This window comes from Microcystis sp. LE18-22.4A, assembly GCF_027531105.1.
Lineage (GTDB): Bacteria > Cyanobacteriota > Cyanobacteriia > Cyanobacteriales > Microcystaceae > Microcystis > Microcystis aeruginosa.
In genome coordinates, this window is record NZ_JAPZRB010000579.1 from 1 (window position 1) to 17,314 (window position 17,314).

Annotated in this window: 21 protein-coding genes and 1 pseudogene; 5 read left to right on the forward strand and 17 right to left on the reverse strand. The window is 44.8% G+C overall.

What is annotated here, in order from left to right:
• Positions 1-269: 269 nt before the first annotated feature.
• The 10 genes and pseudogenes from O9295_RS24795 to cysK all read right to left on the reverse strand — a co-directional run bounded on the left by O9295_RS24795 (position 270) and on the right by cysK (position 7,745).
• Positions 270-1,169 (reverse strand): hypothetical protein, encoded by a 900-nt coding sequence (locus O9295_RS24795; RefSeq protein ID WP_288035967.1) that lies wholly within the window; start codon positions 1,167-1,169, stop codon positions 270-272.
• Positions 1,138-1,413, reverse strand: a complete 276-nt coding sequence (locus O9295_RS24800) for a helix-turn-helix domain-containing protein (RefSeq protein WP_052278399.1) — start codon at positions 1,411-1,413, stop codon at positions 1,138-1,140. Before O9295_RS24800 ends, O9295_RS24795 begins: the two co-directional genes overlap by 32 nt.
• Positions 1,414-1,515: 102 nt before the next feature.
• Positions 1,516-2,223, reverse strand: a complete 708-nt coding sequence (locus O9295_RS24805) for an MBL fold metallo-hydrolase (RefSeq protein WP_288035973.1) — start codon at positions 2,221-2,223, stop codon at positions 1,516-1,518.
• A 963-nt stretch (positions 2,224-3,186) separates the two neighbouring features.
• Positions 3,187-3,666: pseudogene (locus tag O9295_RS24810) on the reverse strand (FAD/NAD(P)-binding protein); the annotation flags it as partial.
• A gap of 68 nt (positions 3,667-3,734) precedes the next feature.
• A complete protein-coding gene (locus tag O9295_RS24815) occupies positions 3,735-4,373 on the reverse strand; it encodes a cadmium resistance transporter (protein WP_288035968.1) in 639 nt (212 codons plus the stop codon).
• A 30-nt stretch (positions 4,374-4,403) separates the two neighbouring features.
• Positions 4,404-4,979, reverse strand: coding sequence for a Crp/Fnr family transcriptional regulator (locus tag O9295_RS24820; protein WP_016516224.1), 576 nt, complete (start codon positions 4,977-4,979; stop codon positions 4,404-4,406).
• 164 nt (positions 4,980-5,143) lie between these two features.
• Positions 5,144-5,818 carry a hypothetical protein gene (locus O9295_RS24825; protein ID WP_288035969.1) on the reverse strand — a complete coding sequence of 225 codons (675 nt, stop codon included), beginning with the start codon at positions 5,816-5,818 and terminating at the stop codon, positions 5,144-5,146.
• A 216-nt stretch (positions 5,819-6,034) separates the two neighbouring features.
• On the reverse strand, positions 6,035-6,571 hold the full coding sequence (locus O9295_RS24830; protein WP_002762685.1) for an MgtC/SapB family protein: 537 nt from the start codon (positions 6,569-6,571) through the stop codon (positions 6,035-6,037).
• A 76-nt stretch (positions 6,572-6,647) separates the two neighbouring features.
• Positions 6,648-6,782, reverse strand: a complete 135-nt coding sequence (locus O9295_RS24835) for a hypothetical protein (RefSeq protein WP_277925583.1) — start codon at positions 6,780-6,782, stop codon at positions 6,648-6,650.
• A gap of 15 nt (positions 6,783-6,797) precedes the next feature.
• Positions 6,798-7,745, reverse strand: coding sequence for a cysteine synthase A (cysK, locus tag O9295_RS24840; RefSeq protein WP_147070954.1), 948 nt, complete (start codon positions 7,743-7,745; stop codon positions 6,798-6,800).
• Positions 7,746-8,413: 668 nt separating this feature from the next.
• Here cysK and cpcB point away from each other — a divergent pair.
• Both cpcB and cpcA read left to right on the forward strand, forming a co-directional pair.
• A complete protein-coding gene (gene cpcB / locus O9295_RS24845) occupies positions 8,414-8,932 on the forward strand; it encodes a C-phycocyanin subunit beta (RefSeq protein ID WP_002733930.1) in 519 nt (172 codons plus the stop codon).
• 55 nt (positions 8,933-8,987) lie between these two features.
• A complete protein-coding gene (gene cpcA, locus O9295_RS24850; protein ID WP_002762687.1) occupies positions 8,988-9,479 on the forward strand; it encodes a C-phycocyanin subunit alpha in 492 nt (163 codons plus the stop codon).
• Positions 9,480-9,892: 413 nt separating this feature from the next.
• Here the strand turns inward: cpcA and O9295_RS24855 are convergent, their stop codons facing one another.
• From O9295_RS24855 to O9295_RS24875, 5 genes are all read right to left on the reverse strand, one after another.
• Positions 9,893-10,891: a sulfurtransferase gene (locus tag O9295_RS24855; RefSeq protein ID WP_288035970.1), complete on the reverse strand. Its 999-nt coding sequence runs from the start codon at positions 10,889-10,891 to the stop codon at positions 9,893-9,895.
• A gap of 379 nt (positions 10,892-11,270) precedes the next feature.
• Positions 11,271-11,921, reverse strand: a complete 651-nt coding sequence (locus O9295_RS24860; protein ID WP_288035971.1) for a phosphatase PAP2 family protein — start codon at positions 11,919-11,921, stop codon at positions 11,271-11,273.
• A complete protein-coding gene (locus O9295_RS24865; protein WP_147070946.1) occupies positions 11,918-12,298 on the reverse strand; it encodes a DUF7980 family protein in 381 nt (126 codons plus the stop codon). The genes O9295_RS24860 and O9295_RS24865 overlap by 4 nt, the downstream gene beginning before the upstream one ends.
• 283 nt (positions 12,299-12,581) lie before the next feature.
• Positions 12,582-13,664: a sulfate ABC transporter substrate-binding protein gene (locus O9295_RS24870; RefSeq protein ID WP_103113273.1), complete on the reverse strand. Its 1,083-nt coding sequence runs from the start codon at positions 13,662-13,664 to the stop codon at positions 12,582-12,584.
• Positions 13,665-14,111: 447 nt separating this feature from the next.
• A complete protein-coding gene (locus O9295_RS24875; RefSeq protein WP_147070942.1) occupies positions 14,112-14,318 on the reverse strand; it encodes a hypothetical protein in 207 nt (68 codons plus the stop codon).
• Positions 14,319-14,513: 195 nt separating this feature from the next.
• Between O9295_RS24875 and O9295_RS24880 the strand changes: the two genes are divergently transcribed.
• Both O9295_RS24880 and O9295_RS24885 read left to right on the forward strand, forming a co-directional pair.
• Positions 14,514-14,699 (forward strand): hypothetical protein, encoded by a 186-nt coding sequence (locus O9295_RS24880; protein ID WP_002799476.1) that lies wholly within the window; start codon positions 14,514-14,516, stop codon positions 14,697-14,699.
• Positions 14,684-14,977 carry a type II toxin-antitoxin system RelE/ParE family toxin gene (locus tag O9295_RS24885; RefSeq protein WP_002799477.1) on the forward strand — a complete coding sequence of 98 codons (294 nt, stop codon included), beginning with the start codon at positions 14,684-14,686 and terminating at the stop codon, positions 14,975-14,977. Before O9295_RS24880 ends, O9295_RS24885 begins: the two co-directional genes overlap by 16 nt.
• Before the next feature lie 484 nt (positions 14,978-15,461).
• Here the strand turns inward: O9295_RS24885 and O9295_RS24890 are convergent, their stop codons facing one another.
• Positions 15,462-15,833: an aspartyl protease gene (locus tag O9295_RS24890; protein WP_052276032.1), complete on the reverse strand. Its 372-nt coding sequence runs from the start codon at positions 15,831-15,833 to the stop codon at positions 15,462-15,464.
• Complete coding sequence (locus tag O9295_RS24895; RefSeq protein ID WP_147070939.1) at positions 15,830-16,105, reverse strand: hypothetical protein; 276 nt, start codon at positions 16,103-16,105, stop codon at positions 15,830-15,832. Before O9295_RS24895 ends, O9295_RS24890 begins: the two co-directional genes overlap by 4 nt.
• A gap of 376 nt (positions 16,106-16,481) precedes the next feature.
• Between O9295_RS24895 and O9295_RS24900 the strand changes: the two genes are divergently transcribed.
• Positions 16,482-17,033 carry an REP-associated tyrosine transposase gene (locus O9295_RS24900; protein WP_002759060.1) on the forward strand — a complete coding sequence of 184 codons (552 nt, stop codon included), beginning with the start codon at positions 16,482-16,484 and terminating at the stop codon, positions 17,031-17,033.
• Positions 17,034-17,314 lie beyond the last annotated feature (281 nt).

A 17,314-nucleotide genomic window follows, 5' to 3' on the forward strand; every position in this document is an offset into this window, starting at 1 on the left:
CTGTGAGTTAGGGATAGGTATAGCAGCTTCTTAAAAGTTGCCTAAAGATTAATCAAGTCAAGGAGAATTTATTCTCAATTATAAAAATTGAGATAGTTTGTGCCGCTTAAATAAAGAGGTTTTGATAACCAAATTAAAGCATATCTAAAGAGTTTTGAGTTAAAAGTTAAACTTCAAGTTTTCATTCAGGACAAATGTACTGATTAACTAATTTTTTGGGGAAAATTAGTTAACCCATCATTATAACATATAATTAATTTGCAAGAGTTCTAATTTAAATCCGATAGCTTGCGGTTGAGAGCAATTCTCCATTTCTGCAAATCATACCATCCACAGCCACTACACCCTACTTCCGCCGCTTTTCCACTTTTTGGAATGGTATCCGGCCATTTTTCATCACCCTCATAATAGTATTGGATACCGAAGGGATAGCCCCGATCCCCTGTTTGGTAACATTTACGGCAGACTTCACGCTTCTGTAAATTGCGCTGATTCGTCAAAAGTTGAAATTGTTCTCGAATCTCCGTATCGGCCAAATGCTCTAATGAATCTCGTCTCGTATCGTTTCCCCAACGAATTTCTGGAAATTTATGGTCGGGTAACAGATTATCTTTCCCAACAGTCTTACCCTCGTAAGCATCATAACCACCGAGCAGATCAATGATTTTCTTTCGTAGGGATGACGACCATACTTCGTATCCAGATATTCCCCCGCGAGGTAGAGGAACAAGTATAATATGCGTTTTCTTGGAACCACAAGTCGGGCATTTTTTTGATGTATGAGTTGCGATCGTATATCCCATTTCTTTTAAATCTTGAATCCTTCTAGCCCAATTCGGATTCGGGGGTAATTGACAAGCAACACAAGTCCATTTAAAAGTGATAAGTACATCAAAGAATGATTTTGTTACTTCCGCTTCTTTCTGTAACCAGAAGACCTCTTGTTCTTGTCTCCACTTCGGATAATTACTCGGATGACAGTATAGAAAAGCTTGCTGAAGATATTCTTCGATTGCCGAAGATTCGGCCAGATCTACGCCAGTACGTCTATACTCAACTGGAATCGCGCCTTCCCAAATCGTACCGTCATCATATCGAAAAGTAACATCTATGTAACTTTCGGAAGCTTTTGAGTGTCTACGTTGTCCGTGTTGTACGATCTTTTCCATTGGTTTGATTAACTTTGTTTTCCAAGCCTTCTAATAGATTGGAGACATTGAGGTTCATTCCGTTCGCCAGACTAACAAGAGCGGTTACAGAAGGATTGCGAATCCCGCGCTCGATGCCAGAAATATATGTTCTATCTAGATTCGAGCGTGTCGCTAGTTCTTCTTGGGAAATACCTAGATTTTCTCTGTGTTGTCTTACTAACGAACCCAACGCTTTTAAAATTTTTGCCTTGTTTTCGTCCATAGCTCTATCCTGACCGAACATAGACGATGAGTCCACGGACGATCTGTCACATTCCGAGCGAAGCACTAGAAATCGAGCGGCTTTTGAGTATCGCTTGCCCGTTTATATCTGATAATCCATGACGAAAACCACCTTACCACCCCGCGCGTTGGCACTTAAGGCTGCGGTCATCTTCTTGGGATAGGGTAGATTGAGATTATTCATCAACTCCACAAAATCCTCACGATTGCGGCCAGCGAAACGGGGATTCCAGCGCTTTTCCTCACCGATCGAGGAGACCGTTCTTCCCAGATAATCGTGACAGGGATAAACAAGCGTATCGTCGGGGAGGGTGAATAACTTCTCCGTTACCGTCCTGTATAGTACTTCCGGCGAACCGTTCTGAAAATCGGTGCGACCGCAACCGCGAATTAAGAGTGCATCCCCCGTTAATAGGCGTTTTTCATCGATGAGATAGGCTATATGACTATCGGTGTGGCCCGGAGTGGCGATCGCTTTTAGCTGCTGACCTGCCACGGTCCAGAGGTCGCCATCGCGCACATAACCATCGATATCGCTCACTTCGGCGTTTTCGGGAACGAGGATCGAACAGTTGGTTAACTCCCGTAAGCGGTGCGCTCCGGTGATATGGTCGGCGTGGACATGGGTTTCCATGGTTTGGCGTAGAGTTAACCCCAACTGCCAAAGAATCTGCCGATCGCGATCGACCTGTTCGAGGACCGGATCGATTAAAATCGCCTCCCCCGTACCCGAATCAGCGATCAGATAGGTGTAGGTACTCGATTCCCTATCGAAAAGCTGGCGGAAAATCGGCGCTGCCGGCCCGAATGCGATCGAGTAGGCCGCGGGGAGAGAAATTCTCTCTTTCAGCGATCGCAACAAATCCCGGGCCAGTTCGGCCGCCTGTAAACGCAGTTCGGGAATGGCGGTGGTTTCCCAGAGATCGCCTTTGCGGGGATTTCCCAAGGCGTACAGCGTGTTCGATGCCGTACCGTCTGGCCTGAGAATCGCCCCGTTGTCCGCGGTTTCGATGCCACAATTCAAAGGATGGGGACGGATTAACCCCCGTTGGCGAAGATGAACGACGAGGGGATCGGTTATGGTCGCGTAATCGTTACCCGCGCCGGTACAGTTAATAATTCGATCGACGGTTAGGTTTAAGAGGTTTCCCGTTCCCCGTTGACGGATAGTAACCTCTACACAGCCGTTTTTATCCTCGGCAGTTTCAATTCTTCCCCCATGATAGGTTAATTGTCCCGATTCTACAGCCTCATCGAGGATACTGGCGATCTCGTCGGCGAGGCGATGGCGAAGAACCTCCCAATAGGCTTTCAGGTGGCGTAGAAATCTGGCGCGTTCCCCTATCGGCAGACAATGCCATAGACCTTGAGATATCGGACGTAAGGCGTTTAAAACGGCGCGCCAGTCGTGACCTTGACTCTCGGCGGTTTTTACCTCCGCGCGAATCCGCCCTAGGAGTCCCCGGGTGGTCCGGGGCGCGGTTTCGAGGGTGAGGAACGGGGGATAGGGATCGGTGGGTCGGTGCGATCGAGGGATCAGGCCATGACGGGAAACTGCGTGGATTTTGCCCGTGAATCCCCTTTGTGCCAGGGAAACCACCATATCCACCATCGTTAACCCCGTACCGACGAGCAGAATCGTCCCGTCGGGTTTTAGCTCGGCGAGTGTGTCCGTCTCCCAAGCGTCGCGGAGATAGGGGGAATTGAGGGACGCGAGGGGTTGGGGAACCGTTGCGGGAAAATTGCCCAGCGCCAGAACTACTTTAGCGGCGCTGATTTTCTTGCCTCCTTTGAGGGTAATCGTCGCCTTTTCCCCGTCGAGTGCCAGATCGATCGCCGCATCGGTAAACGTTTCCAGACGGTGATCGGCAATGGCGTTGTCGCGCGCTTCTTCTAGGATCGAGCGGATGTATTTGCCGTACACTAGACGCGGTACGAAGCTGGCCGGATCGATCGATCGATAGCCGTTATCCGCTAACCAGTGGAGGAAATGTTCGGGATCGTCCTCGAAGGCGCTCATTTTGCCCGCAGGAATATTGAGCAGGTGGCCGCTGTCTCGCGTTCCGTAGGCGATCCCCGTACCGAGGGGTTTTCGGCGCTCGATCAGGGCGATCGATAATGGAGTCCCCGTGTCGCGTAACAGGTTCGCCGTCACGAGGGAACCACTAAATCCTCCCCCGATAATGGCGATGTCGAAAGTTGCAGAAAATTGATTCCGGTCAATGTAGCTCATAGATAACTTTTAAAGAGGATTTAGTATTAGTTAGTCTAGCTGAAAGATAATTTTTTAGGCATTCTTGGTTAATAGGTTAAAAATAAACGATAGGATTTGCTGTCAATTAAGATATAAATACCTAGAATAATATAGATAAAAGGACTAATTTTATGTCCGTAGTTTGTAACCACTTTAGCTATCCTGGGATGGGTAATCAAAAAATAGGCTAGGGCGCACCAAATCCCCATCATGAGATAAAAAATTATCATGATAATTAAGACGTGCATCGGGGAATTATTGGCAAAAAGAGAGGTATAGATACCAATATTATCACCGCCGTTAGCCACGGTCACGGCAGCGATGTAATAGGTTTGGGAGGGAAAACGAGGAACAAAGGAGCGATTTTTAGAATAATTAACATCTTCTCTTACTTCTTGAATGTAATCCTCATTTTCCCTTGACAAAAGTTGTTTAATGCCGATAATCAAAGGAATAAATCCTAATAGACCAATCCATTCTTTAGAAACCAGTAACCCAAATAGTAAACCGAGGGAACTAGCTAGGAGAATGAGGGTAAAACCGAGGTATTGACCAATAATCAGGTGTCGAGGTCGAAAATTAGCATTAAGTCGCGAGAAAAACAACATTAGCACCATCAGATCATCGAGATTTGTGGCTACAAAACTCGTCACGCTAGTAATTAAAAGGGCTACTAACCAATTCATAGATTGAAAAAAGAGATAATCCTTCCCATTCTAAATCTCGTAGTGCCAGATTTCCTCCTCTCGTAAAAGAAGACGATGGACGGGAAGACGTTCCACGGCCCCTTGTTGTTCAAGATGATTAAGTGCGCGGGTAATTGTGACTCTAGTGGTTCCTAATAAGTCAGCGATATCCTGATGAGTTAGACGCACATCAATTAATTGTCCGGTACCGGTTTGTTTACCAAATTGATTGCCTAACCATGACAGTAATTTCACAACCATAACATCAGTACGTTTGTAGCTACGAATAATACTTAGTTCTTGTGCTTGCTGAAGATGAGACAGCAGAATTTCTGCCATTTGATAACTCTCAACTGTGGAAAAGGAAACTGCTTGTACAGGAGTGATGCACTCAACTTGATAGGGATTGACTCTCTCTAGGGTTTTGCCAACAAAATTGCCAGGTCCCCACAATCCCAAGACGATCAGGGTTCCATCTTCTAACCAGGTGGAGGTTTTCACGACTCCACTCTCGATTTTCCAGAAATTAGGGTTTCTGAGGGGCAAAATCGCCCGATTATCAAAGTGCCAGCGATGGGGGGTTGGTGGTTGATAGGTAAGCGTCATGATTGGTAAGTAGTCGTGCAAAATTAATTTCCTAGTCGAGACAGGAGACAGGAGACAGGAGACAGGAGACGGGAGACAGCTATTAGGGATCGGATTTGATAATTTTGGGGTAAAAACGATAATTACCCCAAAAAAGACCGATTGTATGCCCTTGTAAGCCCTATTTATTTCGGGGTGTTAGTCTTCTCCAGTTCCGTCGTGGCCGAGGAGATCAGTTCTTGCCAAGCTCGATCGCTTTCCTGTAGAGTCTGTTTAACCGCGTCGATGGTCTTTTCCACGCGAGTTTTCAGGAAAGGGGAAGCATTGTCTTTGAGTCGTTCGGTGTCGTCGGCTAAGATATCGATCGTCTCGGAGGTATTAACGAGGCTATTTTCTAGGGTAATAAGGTTGTTTTGCAGGGTTTCACTGAGTTTAGCCCCAGATTTGGTCAATTTTTTCGTCAATTTACTCACTTTTTCCCCTAGATCGTCAATATTATCCGCTAAGTCCTCTAGGTTGTCCTGTTGAGCTTCGATAATCTTCTTGTCGAGAGAAGGAGCGGCTAGTTGAGCCTTTAGGTCATCGATAGCCGATTTTGTCGCTTGGATGGCTTTTTCATAGGCAATTTGGGCATCTTCCAGAATTTTTGGGCTAGAAACCTCATTTTTTTTCTTGACTGGTTCCACCACAGTGCCACCCGTTGCCGTGGCACGGTCGATGACGGCCAACTGTTCGGGGAGTAGCGGCAAGGCGATCGCATTTCCTCTTCCCCCTAGGAGCAAAGTGACAGTTAAGAGGAAAATCAGCAGCCGGAAAACTTGATTTTTGAGGCTTTGAAAGCTCTTATTTCGGTTGATCATAGTTGAATTTTCTCCTGTTTAGAAAAGTGGTTACTCTGTCTAAATATTATCACATAAAATTTTTGTTTTGTATTTGTTTATAATAAATTTTATGAAAAATTTATTATATTTTTTTGACCAATAAATTGCAGAAAAAACATAATCTTTTCGAGGTAAAAGCCAGTAAATAAAAGCTTTTGCCCTCTCAAGAAAAATTAATTTTTATCACTTTTTTTATTAATGAGATGCTGAATTATCCGATGGATTTATTTCTTGATTAATCGTAGATATTTTCTTACGACCTTTAATATATTTGCCTAAAGATTTATTTTTCTTAAGTCGTTTAATGCCACTTAAAGTGCACAGAGAGAATAGAGTTCCCACCAGAACCATCTGCCATAAACCGCAACCAGAAGCCGCGCCTAATCCTGCCGCTAACCAGATAGTCGCCGCCGAAGTCAAACCTTTCACTTGTACCTTATTTAGTTCCCGATGGGATTGTTGTAGGATGATTCCCGCCCCTAAAAAACCGACACCAGAAGCGACCCCTTGAATAGTGCGACTGAGAGCATTAGAAGACGCATAACCCACATCTCCTTCCGCTTGTAGGGGAATCATCACGAACATGGCAGCCCCGAGACTAACGATGATAAAAGTTCTCAATCCAGCCGGACGACCGCCTCGCTGTCGGTTATAACCAATCAGACAGCCGACGGCCATAGCCATACTGAGCCGAAAAATAATCGTTTGCCAATCTTCCGAGTCAAAAAACATTGTTTAACCCATCAAATGAGATAAAAACTTCGCCTAACCAATCAAAGCCCTTTCCATCTCCCGCTTTAAATCGTTTCTATTCTCGATCCCGATCGATAATCGTAGTAAAGCCGGTGTTATAGGTGGAAGTGAGATCAATGGGAACCGTTACCGCACCATGGCTAGAGTCTGGTTCTTGCCCCCCATGAATCGCCCTCGTTGCAAATTCCATCAATTTATTTTCCTATTAGTCGATATCTTCGAGGTCTTTAAACAGGGCCGTGCTGAGGTAACGTTCCCCGAAACTAGGCTGAATCATGACGATTAATTTATCTTCGTTTTCGGGTCTTTTGCCCACCTGAATCGCCGCCCATAAAGCCGCCCCGGCCGAGATGCCCGATAGTAGTCCCTCCTGACGAGCTAACCGTCGCGCGTAGGCGAAAGCCTCTGTATCATCGACGATAATCACCTCATCGATCAATTCCGGTCGGAAAATTGCCGGGATAAAACCGGCGCCGATGCCTTGGATTTTGTGCGGCCCTGGTTGTCCCCCCGATAAGACGGGACTATTAGAGGGTTCAACTGCGATCGCTTGAAATTGGGGACGACGGGGTTTAATGGTTTCGGCAATACCGGTAATGGTTCCCCCGGTTCCCACGCCACCAATAACGATATCTACCAGGCCGTCGGTATCGGCCCAGATTTCCTCGGCGGTGGTTTCCCGGTGAATTTTCGGGTTGGCCGGGTTGCGGAACTGTTGCAAACTATAGGCGTTGGGGGTATTTTCGACTATTTCCTCAGCCCGGGCGATCGCTCCTTTCATGCCTTGGCTACCCGGGGTTAACTCTAATTGCGCCCCGTAGGCTTTTAACATCGCCCGTCGTTCTAAACTCATGGTTTCGGGCATAGTCAGGACTAAGCGATAGCCTTTGGCCGCCGCTACCATGGCCAGGGCGATGCCGGTATTACCGGAAGTGGGTTCCACCAGAATTGTTTTATCGGGGTGAATTAGTCCGGCGGCTTCAGCGTCCTCCACCATACTGACCCCAATGCGATCCTTAACCGAGGCGGCGGGGTTCATACTTTCCAGTTTGACGACGATGCGGGCTTTTACTCCCTCTGCTACTGGGATTCGATTCAGTTGGACTAGGGGTGTCCGTCCTACCAATTGGGTGATGTCTCTTGCGATCGGCATAATCCCACTTGCTTTGTATTTGTTGGCTATTTTTGATTATATATGTATTTAAGATGTTTTACAATACTTTTTAAGTCAGAGTACACTGCAAAATGCTGGTGTTGGCACCTCTGATCACAACGTCGGCGGGGATAATCCCTGTCGATTTTTTTGCCTTGCCACTTTTTTTGTATATCGAAGCACAATCGGTAAAATTGTCCTGGGAAATTTCTCTTAATTTAGTTAATTATTATTGGTATATAAAAGCACATTTGTTTAAACAACTTAAAGGAATTATTAGAGAGATGAAAAGAGCGATACTTTTTCTTAGTATCGGGTTACACATTTAAGAAAGTTTTCTGAGATTTATCCTAAAAAATTATTTTTTTGCTGTTTTTTTAAGAAACAATTTTTAATAAATAAAAGTAGGAAAATGGTCTATAAAATAATTCATGGCAAAAACGAAGTATGTCTGGAAGTGCCTATCAAGGCTAAATTCAATTAACAAGAATTGTTCCTCGATATACAAAAAAATCTGGCCAAGGGAGAGTAAATTTTTTTCAAGGACGATAGTATAGTCCCAAGAAAAAAACTCCTAGATACTTTATCGGAAAAAATAAAGAAAAGCCAGAAAATTCACCTCGATATTTTGCCGAAACCAATCATCATTATAGGAGATGAAAACTATGGTGTTAGATGCCTTTGCCAAAGTCGTTTCTCAGGCCGATACCCGGGGGGAATACCTGAGCGAGAATCAAGTCAATGCCCTAATTGCCTTCGTCAAAGATGGTAATAAACGCGTGGATGTGGTCAATCGTCTTTCCAGTAATTCTTCTGCGATCGTTACCGATGCCGCGCGTAGTTTGTTTTCAGAACAGCCCGTTTTAGTTGCCCCCGGTGGCAACGCCTATACAAACCGTCGTGCCGCCGCCTGCTTGCGGGATTTGGAAATTATCCTGCGCTACGTTACCTATGCCACCTTCACCGGCGATGCCAGCATCCTCGATGATCGCGCCTTGAACGGTCTCCGGGAAACCTACGTCGCCCTGGGAGTTCCGGGAGCTTCTGTTGCGGCCGGAATTCTCAAGCTCAAAGACGCTTCCCTTGCCCTAGCGGCCGATCCCAACGGGATCACTCGCGGGGATTGCAGTTCTTTACTAGCAGAAGTCGCTTCTTACTTCGATCGAGCGGCGGCGGCAGTTTCCTGATGCTGTGACCTTCTTATCTAAATCCGATTAAACTTTTGTAGGAGCAATCCCATCGATGACCAAGACACCTTTAACCGAAGCGGTGGCTACTGCCGATTCCCAAGGCCGTTTTCTCAGCAGTGCTGAATTACAAGTAGCGTTCGGTCGTTTCCGTCAGGCCGCCATCACCCTAGAAGCGGTAAAAATCCTCGCCCAAAAAGCCCCCAGTTTAGCCCAAGAAGCAGCCAACGCTGTCTATCAAAAATTTCCCTACACCACCCAACTCCAGGGGCCGAACTATGCCTACGATGAGCGAGGGAAATCCAAGTGCGTTCGTGATATCGGCTACTATATCCGAATTATCACCTATGCCCTCGTGGTAGGGGGTACAGGCCCGATCGATGAATATCTAGTCGCCGGTTTGAGTGAAATTAATAGCGCCTTTGAGCTATCTCCTAGTTGGTATATCGAAGCCTTAAAATACATCAAAACCAATCACGGATTAACTGGGGATGCTGCTGTAGAAGCTAATTCCTACATTGATTATGTGATCAACGCCCTTAGCTAATTTACGTCAACATAAGCTCATATCTCCTAAATTCACCTCGGGATGAGCGCCGAGGTTTTTTTGCGTCCGTCTAACTTAGGGCTTGCTGAAAAAGTTTTTCGGTGGTGGCAGGGTGTGGGGTGTGGGGTGTGGGGTGTGGGGTGTGGGGTGTGGGGTGTGGGGAAGTGGGGTTTTATCGATTTTCAGGTGGTCAACTACCTAATTTTCAGGGAAAAAGCCCCGGAATTTTCCCCCCAATCACTCCAATGGTCGGCAATTTTTGAGAGAAAAAAAGTCTAAAAACCTTATCCAACAAGATTTTTAGATTTATTCAGCAAACCCTCACTTAGTCGTCGTCGGGAACCTACCCCAACAAAAAAACCATCTTGGGTAAGATGGTTAAACACAACGAGTATAAACCGACAAACTTGACTTTAGACTGCTTTTTCTGGCCCGGTAGCGACGGGCAGATCTGTGGTACTGTACTCTGTCCAAGAACCCTCATAAATTCGCACCTTGGGATAACCGAGCAGATGTTTGAGGACAACATACTGTAAAGTCGCTTCCCGTCCCGTACTGCAACTGACAATAATATTATCGGAGGGCTTGATGTTGCGTTGGGCAAGAATCTTCCTGATTTCGTCTAAAGATTTCAATTTATGAGGATTTTTCAGGGATTCATCCGGATTATTCGCTTCCGTAAAAGTCGGCCAGGGTATATTTTTCGCCCCCGGAATATGACCATTTCTCAGCCAGATATCCTGTTTCCCCTGAAAAAGTTCTTCCGGTCTAGGATCGATAAAAACCACATCCGATTTGCCGATCAATTTCTCTACTTCTGCTAAATTTACCCGAATCGAGGGATTATCACGGACAGTAAAGCTCCCTGGTTGATATTTAGGGAATTCTTTCGTTACCTTTTGTTCAGAAGCCTTATAACCCTTAAAACCCCCATCTAAGACGGCAACATCTCGGAAACCCGATCGCTCCAATAAATAGGCGACCATGGTTGCCCCCAAGACATCGCGACCATCGGAATATACTACCACTCGATCGCCATTAGTGATTCCCGCGGCGGCAAAGAGACTGCCAATTTTATCCTCTTGCCAATATTGAACCGGCAAAAATCCGTTTGGACCACGAAAATTATTGTCGGCTATATTCACCGCTTTCGGTAAATGACCGGTGATATATTCCAAAGGGTTAATCCGCACATCGAGAATTTTTAACTTCGGATCGTTGAGATTTTGTGCTACCCAAACCGGCGATACAAAGTCTATCTTAGTCTCAGATTTAGACGTGGCCATCAGGGGCGATGACGGGGCTAAGGTAAAGGTTAAAATGCAGAGGAGAACTAAAGTGAAAAAAGCAAGGGGACGGCTTTGAAACCGTCCCAGGGAGAGACCCTTCCCTCGTGGCAGTTTTGATTTCATGATTCAGTGTCAGCGACGAATATCAAACGATAATTACTATAGGGCTTTGATTAGCTTTCTCCAAAAATTTAGGTATAACGTGATATTTTTCTTGGGCAGCAAGTCGGTCAACTAATTAGGGTTTGCTAAAAAAGTTTGTTGGTGGGGTGAGGAGCCAGTAGTCAGTAGTCAGGAGGGGAAGTCAGAATAACAGAATAACCTCGCACACTGAGAAGCGTAACCCTTTGCAATCGCCTCCGGAAAGTGCAAGGGTTTTGAGTCCCTCGGATCGATTTATCAACGTTTGTCTTTGGCACTTTTCTTGAAAACAAAAGTCCCTAAACCATTTTCTAGCAAAGCTTTCACTGATATTCAGCCAACCCTAATGATTAATTTCTACTTATTTCCTGATCGCCTTGGGTGTCTTTAATAACTGTTGCCACCAGATATGAACTAGGAGGGACAAAGCGAGCGCTAAAAGCCAAGAAGCAAGGATATCACTAGGAAAGTGAACTCCTAAATAAAGACGGGTCCAAGCAATAACCAAGAGGAAGGGAATCCCCAGTAAAACTACCCCTAAAAACCAGCGCTTTCTCCAAGATAGGATCAGTAAAGAAACGACTAACAGGGAACTAAATAAAGCATGGCCGCTAGGGAAGGAAAAATCGTGGGGTAAGGGATAAAATAACTGCCAAAATTGCGGGCGGTTTCGATGAAAAAGAATCTTGAGATTATAACTAATTGCCCAACCTCCCGCCATGGTCACAAGGAGATAAGCGAACCCATACCAGTATTTTTTTAGGGCAAAAATCAGCAGTAAAATTGTTAGTATCGGGGCCACTCCCCAATAAGTGCCTAATCCCGTTAGTTTTATCGCCAAAAAATTTAGGTTTAAATTAGCAGTTTGATGAATAGATAGCATCAGGGATTTTTCCCACGCAAATCCTTGCGGCTGCTGGCGAATAGCGATCGCTAAATCCGTAAAAGTTAGCGATGTTAACAAGATGGCTAAGAAAATTAAGCTATTGTTTAAGTAAGTTTTGGGAATCACGGGGAAAAAGTGGCGATCGAGGATAACAGGGGCATTTCTAATACCTGAAAATGAATTAGGCCCAGAATAACTAAAGTGTAAACTGTCGAGGAAAGTAATCCATTTCTTAATTCTTTTTGCCAATTGCGTTCTTCTTTCTCTCCACCGATTAATTCTTTCGTCCCGAATTGCATTAGCAGAATTCCCACAAGATTAGATAACCAATAACCAACCATGGCCGCTGGTAGAAAAAAATCGGCGTGCAAGCAAGCAATTAAACGACCGAAACCGTAGGCGATCGGCAGATTAAAAATTAGATCGTTCCACCAACATAGGGGCGATAATAAGTAACCGATCAATACCAAGCTTCCGTTTTTGATTTTGTCAAGTAGATACATCTTTTTTTTAGTTACTAACTATTAGCTTTGTTTTTTTTGCTCTCTTGGACATTGGGTAAAAAATGTTCACTATGTCACATTATGGGCGCAAGCGTTGCGCCCCTACCGCCGCGCGTGGTGTGATTGGTAGGGGCGTATAGCGTACGCCCTTTCTTCGAGTATGGCGTACGTCCTTTCTTCGATAAGATTTGCTTATCACCATAACTCCAAGAGAGCCTGTTTTTTTGCCGTCAGCGATCAACTATCTCTGCTATCTAGCTAACGGCTGACGGCCTACTACTAATTAACGCTGAATTTGGTCAAAAATCGCCCCATCAGCGAAGAATTTTTTCTGGATCGCATCCCAACTACCAACCGCCGTATAGGGGAACAGATTCGACACTTTTGGGTATTGTTTACTAAACTCTTTAGCCACATTAGCATTAACGGGACGGAAACCCACCTTGGCGAATTCCCGCTGCGCTTCCGGAGTAAAGAGAAATTGGGCAAAAGCTGTCGCTACTTCCCGGGTTTTGCGTTTATCAACTATTTTATCCACTACGGCCACGGGCGGATCGATCGAAACATTGACCGGAGGAATAGTATAGGAAAAACCCGTTTCTCCTTTTTGACGGGCCAGAATCACTTCGTTTTCGTAGTTAAGCAGCACATCCCCCTGATCCTGTTTAAAGAAGACATCGCTGGCTTCCCGGGCATCTTTGGGTAGTACAGGCACGTTTTTATAGACATTGCGGACGAAATTGGTCGCTTGTGCTTCATTGCCGCCGGTCCGAGTTACCGATCCCCACAGGGCCAGAAAATTCCACCGGGCCACCCCAGAGGTTTTCGGGTTGGCAGTGATGACTTTAATCCCCGATTTGGCTAGATCCGGCCAGTTGCGGATTCCTTTGGGATTGCCCTGACGAGTAACTAAAGCTACCACGGAACGAGTGGCGATGGCGTTATTGGGGAGTTCTTTCTGCCAACCGGGGTTAACTAAACCCGCTTTTTGCAAGCGTTCCACATCGGAACCGATGGCCAAATTTACCACATCTGCATCTAATCCGTCGATAACAGCGCGGGTTTGGGAACCAGAGCCACCATAACTCTGTTTAATCACCACATCCTGTTTTTTCTCTCTTTTCCATTTGTTGACGAATAGAGGAATAATTTTTGAGTAGGCCGATTGAGTCACCGCGTAGGAAACCAGGGTGATTTCCACGGTTTGTTGTTTAGCTTGCTGTTTATCCGCAGCTGCCAGCAGCTTACTCGATGCCGATAGGGGACTAAAAGTTAGTCCGATTCCCGTTGTGACGACGGCAGCCGTAGCTAGAGAAATAAAGGGTAAGAGGGTTTTCGGTTTTGAGGATCTAGGATCAGGGATCACGATGTCATCGGCTCCTTTGTTTATTTATGGGAGATTGCTAGGTATTTTCTCTGAGATTGTATTTTATATGAAATAAAAAACAATTTCAATACATTGAAGAAAAAATTATACTGTCTTAGTTCGGTTATATGCAAATAAATCAAGCCATTAATGGCTTGATTAGCTGAAAAAACTGAAAATATTTGATTTATACCGCTTAAATGTGCCTTTAAATCTGCCTGAAGTCTATTTATGCTTCCAGAATAGAGATTTTATCGTTTTTATGGAGAAGAAAGAATTTTTTAGCGCTCAAAAACCTCTCCCTAGGTGGCTTCACCGGTGAGGTTAGCGAACCTTAGCAACTATTACCCTAAAATTGAAGCGGTCTAACGACTTCAATCAATGAGCAGGGTGCGTTCCCAAAAATCCTGCATTAGGGAACGCACCCTACAGCGGTAGCCATCGCACTTATTGACCTCGCCCTGGCTTACAGTCGGCAAAACTTAATGCCTCTGTGTCTAAAAAACTGGCGATTGCCATCTCAATAATCGCTTCAACGGGATAATCAATTTCAGTAGCGCGAGCAATCAAAGCATCCTGAATCCAGTCTGGTAAGCGTCTTAAAATAATTTCTGCATCAGTGGACGAGATTTGCTCTGAAAGTTTCGCTTGCATGGGTTAGGACTCCAGCATGAATTTGAACATTATAGGGTGGCTCAGTCGCCCTCAAAATGATCGCCTCTAGTTCTAATAGTAGCGCAGGGTTTTTCCAGTAAGCTATCGCCCTTAGTATTGTTTCTCAAAAATTCGGATGATCACCTTGTGTATGTATGTTAAAATGTCTGTTATTCGACTCCAGAGGCTTAAGCCATGAGTAATAAAGAAGCAGTTATTGAGCTTGTTAAACGTCTCCCTGAGGACATTTCTTTGATAGAGATAGCTGAGCAAGTCAGGTTTATTGCGGCTATTCAAGAGGGATTTGAAGCAATTGACTTGGGTAAGGGTGTGCCGGTGGAAACGGTTGAAAAAATTATGGAATCATGGACTACAAAGTAATTCTGTCGCCCCAAGCTATTCGTGATTTAGAAACTATCGTCCGCTATGTCGCAATTACGAATCCTGAATTAGCGAAAAAATTAGGTCAACGATTACTCGATAAAACTAAAGAGTTAGGTTTGTTTCCTTTTCGAGGTCGAGTAGTTCCAGAATTTAATGATGTTAACATCCGTCAATTAATTCTTAGACCCTATCGTATTATTTATCGTGTTGAAGAACCGATTCACCAGGTCAGCGTCGCTAGATTTTGGCACACAGCTAGAGGTTTTTTAGAATAGAGTTTTGCCATTTGTTTAACCCGATCGCCCTTCAAATCACAAATAATAGGACAGCGTTTATATTTTCCATTGCTCTAACCTGAGCATAAAAGCATCAAAATCCCTACGAAGTGTTCCTCTAACTTGCCATCCATTAAAATGTAGATGCCCCAAGGGAGCCTGGGCTGGTGAATCTGGAGTAGTATCAAGAATTGGATCGTGTATATTAACGGCGTAGCGGTAATCACGTTTCCAACCTACAAACTGCTAGGCAGTGCTTTCGTCATCCCACTTAGACTCACAGCTTCAATCAATGTGCATGGTGCGTTCCCCAAAATCTATTGGTACAACAGTAGGACTTGCATTAAGGAACGCACCCTACAGCGATAGCGTACTGCTATGCAGTGCCTTCGGCATCGCACTGTCAGGAATTTAGAAATTTGGTATAAGTAGTCTAATCATAGGTCGGGTGCAGTGATTTGTTAGACATTTTTCTAACTAGAGACTATGACAAAGGTTTAATTGTCACTAATCCCCCAGCAAAACCCTGAATATTCAACTCATAGCCATCAAGTAAACCCATACCAACTAATGGATCTGTCTCTGACTCATTGATTTCAATAGATTTGATCTGACCATCCCAGATCACAGTTGCCTCAAATACGTTAAACATACAGAGGCTTCCATCGCCCAAGATTCCCTCTTCTTGCATATACCACGTTAATCCTAGTGTTGTAATGATAGCAGAAGGCAACGTGAGAAATCCAGTGTAACCAGTGTCAATAACTGCTTTAATCGCTTGCCTCTGGTGATTTTCGCCTAGCACTACGAATTGAATAATTGCTTCTCGGTGCGAATTGACGCTCCCCATCATCATGATGACACACTGGGGGAACGAAAGCCAAAACGATGGACGGCACGATGTCCAATGCGAATACCAAATATTTGTGCATCAGGAAAACGTATTAACAGTTGTTTAGCAGCTGTTAGGCTGTCGTCAGCCACTTCAAAAGCCCCTGTTTCGATGTCTATTGCTACAATCTTCCCATGATTCCCTTCCTCGATTTGGGAGCGTACCTGAGACTCGTAGACTTCGTGTCCACGTCGGGCAAATTCTTCTTTGCTGTAGCGGGGTTGTCGAACTGTCATTGAAGCGACCCTGTGGCAACTTTTGCCCCTCTATTTTAACCTCAACATTGGCAATCTTCGCTAACATTCCTCAACTGGGCCCACAAGAGCAGCACCGCACCTAACCTCACAGCTTCAATCAATGTGCATGGTGCGTTCCCCAAAATCCTGCATTAGGGAACGCACCCTACGGCTGAAACAGTCCAGTAGGGTGTGTTAGCGTCAGCGTAACGCACGAATTTTGAACATTAGATAAGGTGCGTTACATTTCATTAACGCACCCTACCAGATCGGCGATCTGCTATGCAGTGCCTTCGGCATCGCACTGTCCAGTAACGCACGAATTTGTTGATTATCATTCAAGTTGTACATTTCATTAATACACTCTACGATCCAAATGTCTAATTATCGAAGACCTCATGTATTTGGAGGGACTTTCTTTATTACTCAAGTCACTTATCAGAGAGAGCCTTGGCTTTGTTGTGATGTGGCTAGAAAAGCGCTTAGGCAAGGAATCGAAAAGGTTAGGGTGAAATATCCTTTTGTGATTGATGCTTTTGTTCTATTACCTGATCATTTTCATTGTTTATGGACGTTACCAGATGATGATCAAGATTTTTCGGTAAGGTTACGATTAATCAAAACTTATGTCACAAAGCATTATGGGCAGGCATTGGGGGTTAATCGTGAAGTTTCTCGATCGCGGCAAAAACGAGGAGAAGGGAATCTTTGGCAACGCCGATTTTGGGAGCATTTAATCCGAGATGAACAAGATTTTGCAACACATTGCGATTATATTCATGACAATCCAGTGCGGCATGGTTTCTGTGAAAATCCTCAAGATTGGCAATATTCCAGTATCCATCGGTTTATCGCTCAAGGAATTTATCCCCAGGATTGGGGTAGTGGTGAACGTATAGCCAAGCCTGAAGGTTTTTGGGATGATTAAGCAATATAAATGTATCAAATATAGTGGATTGTTTCAGCTAAAATAGGGCGATAGATTTCGGCTTAAAGTCTTAGATTATAGAATTTATAGCATTTTTCTAATACACCAAATTAGCTCAAACAGTCCAGTAGGGTGTGTTAGCGTCAGCGTAACGCACGAATTTTGAACATTAGATAAGGTGCGTTACATTTCATTAACGCACCCGACAAGATCGCACTGAAACAGTCCAGTAGGGTGTGTTAGCGTTAGCGTAACGCACGAATTTTGAACATTAGATAAGG

What these genes read in the sequence shown, in the direction of transcription:
- O9295_RS24885 (WP_002799477.1), top strand. Translation starts at nt 14,684, where the DNA reads ATGGACTACAAAGTAATTCTGTCGCCCCAAGCTATTCGTGATTTAGAA.
- O9295_RS24900 (WP_002759060.1), top strand. Translation starts at nt 16,482, where the DNA reads ATGTCTAATTATCGAAGACCTCATGTATTTGGAGGGACTTTCTTTATT.
- O9295_RS24835 (WP_277925583.1), bottom strand. Translation starts at nt 6,782, where the DNA reads ATGGAATTTGCAACGAGGGCGATTCATGGGGGGCAAGAACCAGACTCT.
- O9295_RS24895 (WP_147070939.1), bottom strand. Translation starts at nt 16,105, where the DNA reads ATGACAGTTCGACAACCCCGCTACAGCAAAGAAGAATTTGCCCGACGT.
- cysK (WP_147070954.1), bottom strand. Translation starts at nt 7,745, where the DNA reads ATGCCGATCGCAAGAGACATCACCCAATTGGTAGGACGGACACCCCTA.
- O9295_RS24825 (WP_288035969.1), bottom strand. Translation starts at nt 5,818, where the DNA reads ATGATCAACCGAAATAAGAGCTTTCAAAGCCTCAAAAATCAAGTTTTC.
- O9295_RS24800 (WP_052278399.1), bottom strand. Translation starts at nt 1,413, where the DNA reads ATGGACGAAAACAAGGCAAAAATTTTAAAAGCGTTGGGTTCGTTAGTA.
- O9295_RS24795 (WP_288035967.1), bottom strand. Translation starts at nt 1,169, where the DNA reads ATGGAAAAGATCGTACAACACGGACAACGTAGACACTCAAAAGCTTCC.
- O9295_RS24815 (WP_288035968.1), bottom strand. Translation starts at nt 4,373, where the DNA reads ATGAATTGGTTAGTAGCCCTTTTAATTACTAGCGTGACGAGTTTTGTA.
- O9295_RS24880 (WP_002799476.1), top strand. Translation starts at nt 14,514, where the DNA reads ATGAGTAATAAAGAAGCAGTTATTGAGCTTGTTAAACGTCTCCCTGAG.
- O9295_RS24875 (WP_147070942.1), bottom strand. Translation starts at nt 14,318, where the DNA reads ATGCAAGCGAAACTTTCAGAGCAAATCTCGTCCACTGATGCAGAAATT.
- O9295_RS24830 (WP_002762685.1), bottom strand. Translation starts at nt 6,571, where the DNA reads ATGTTTTTTGACTCGGAAGATTGGCAAACGATTATTTTTCGGCTCAGT.
- O9295_RS24865 (WP_147070946.1), bottom strand. Translation starts at nt 12,298, where the DNA reads ATGTATCTACTTGACAAAATCAAAAACGGAAGCTTGGTATTGATCGGT.
- O9295_RS24890 (WP_052276032.1), bottom strand. Translation starts at nt 15,833, where the DNA reads ATGATGATGGGGAGCGTCAATTCGCACCGAGAAGCAATTATTCAATTC.
- cpcA (WP_002762687.1), top strand. Translation starts at nt 8,988, where the DNA reads ATGACCAAGACACCTTTAACCGAAGCGGTGGCTACTGCCGATTCCCAA.
- O9295_RS24855 (WP_288035970.1), bottom strand. Translation starts at nt 10,891, where the DNA reads ATGAAATCAAAACTGCCACGAGGGAAGGGTCTCTCCCTGGGACGGTTT.
- O9295_RS24820 (WP_016516224.1), bottom strand. Translation starts at nt 4,979, where the DNA reads ATGACGCTTACCTATCAACCACCAACCCCCCATCGCTGGCACTTTGAT.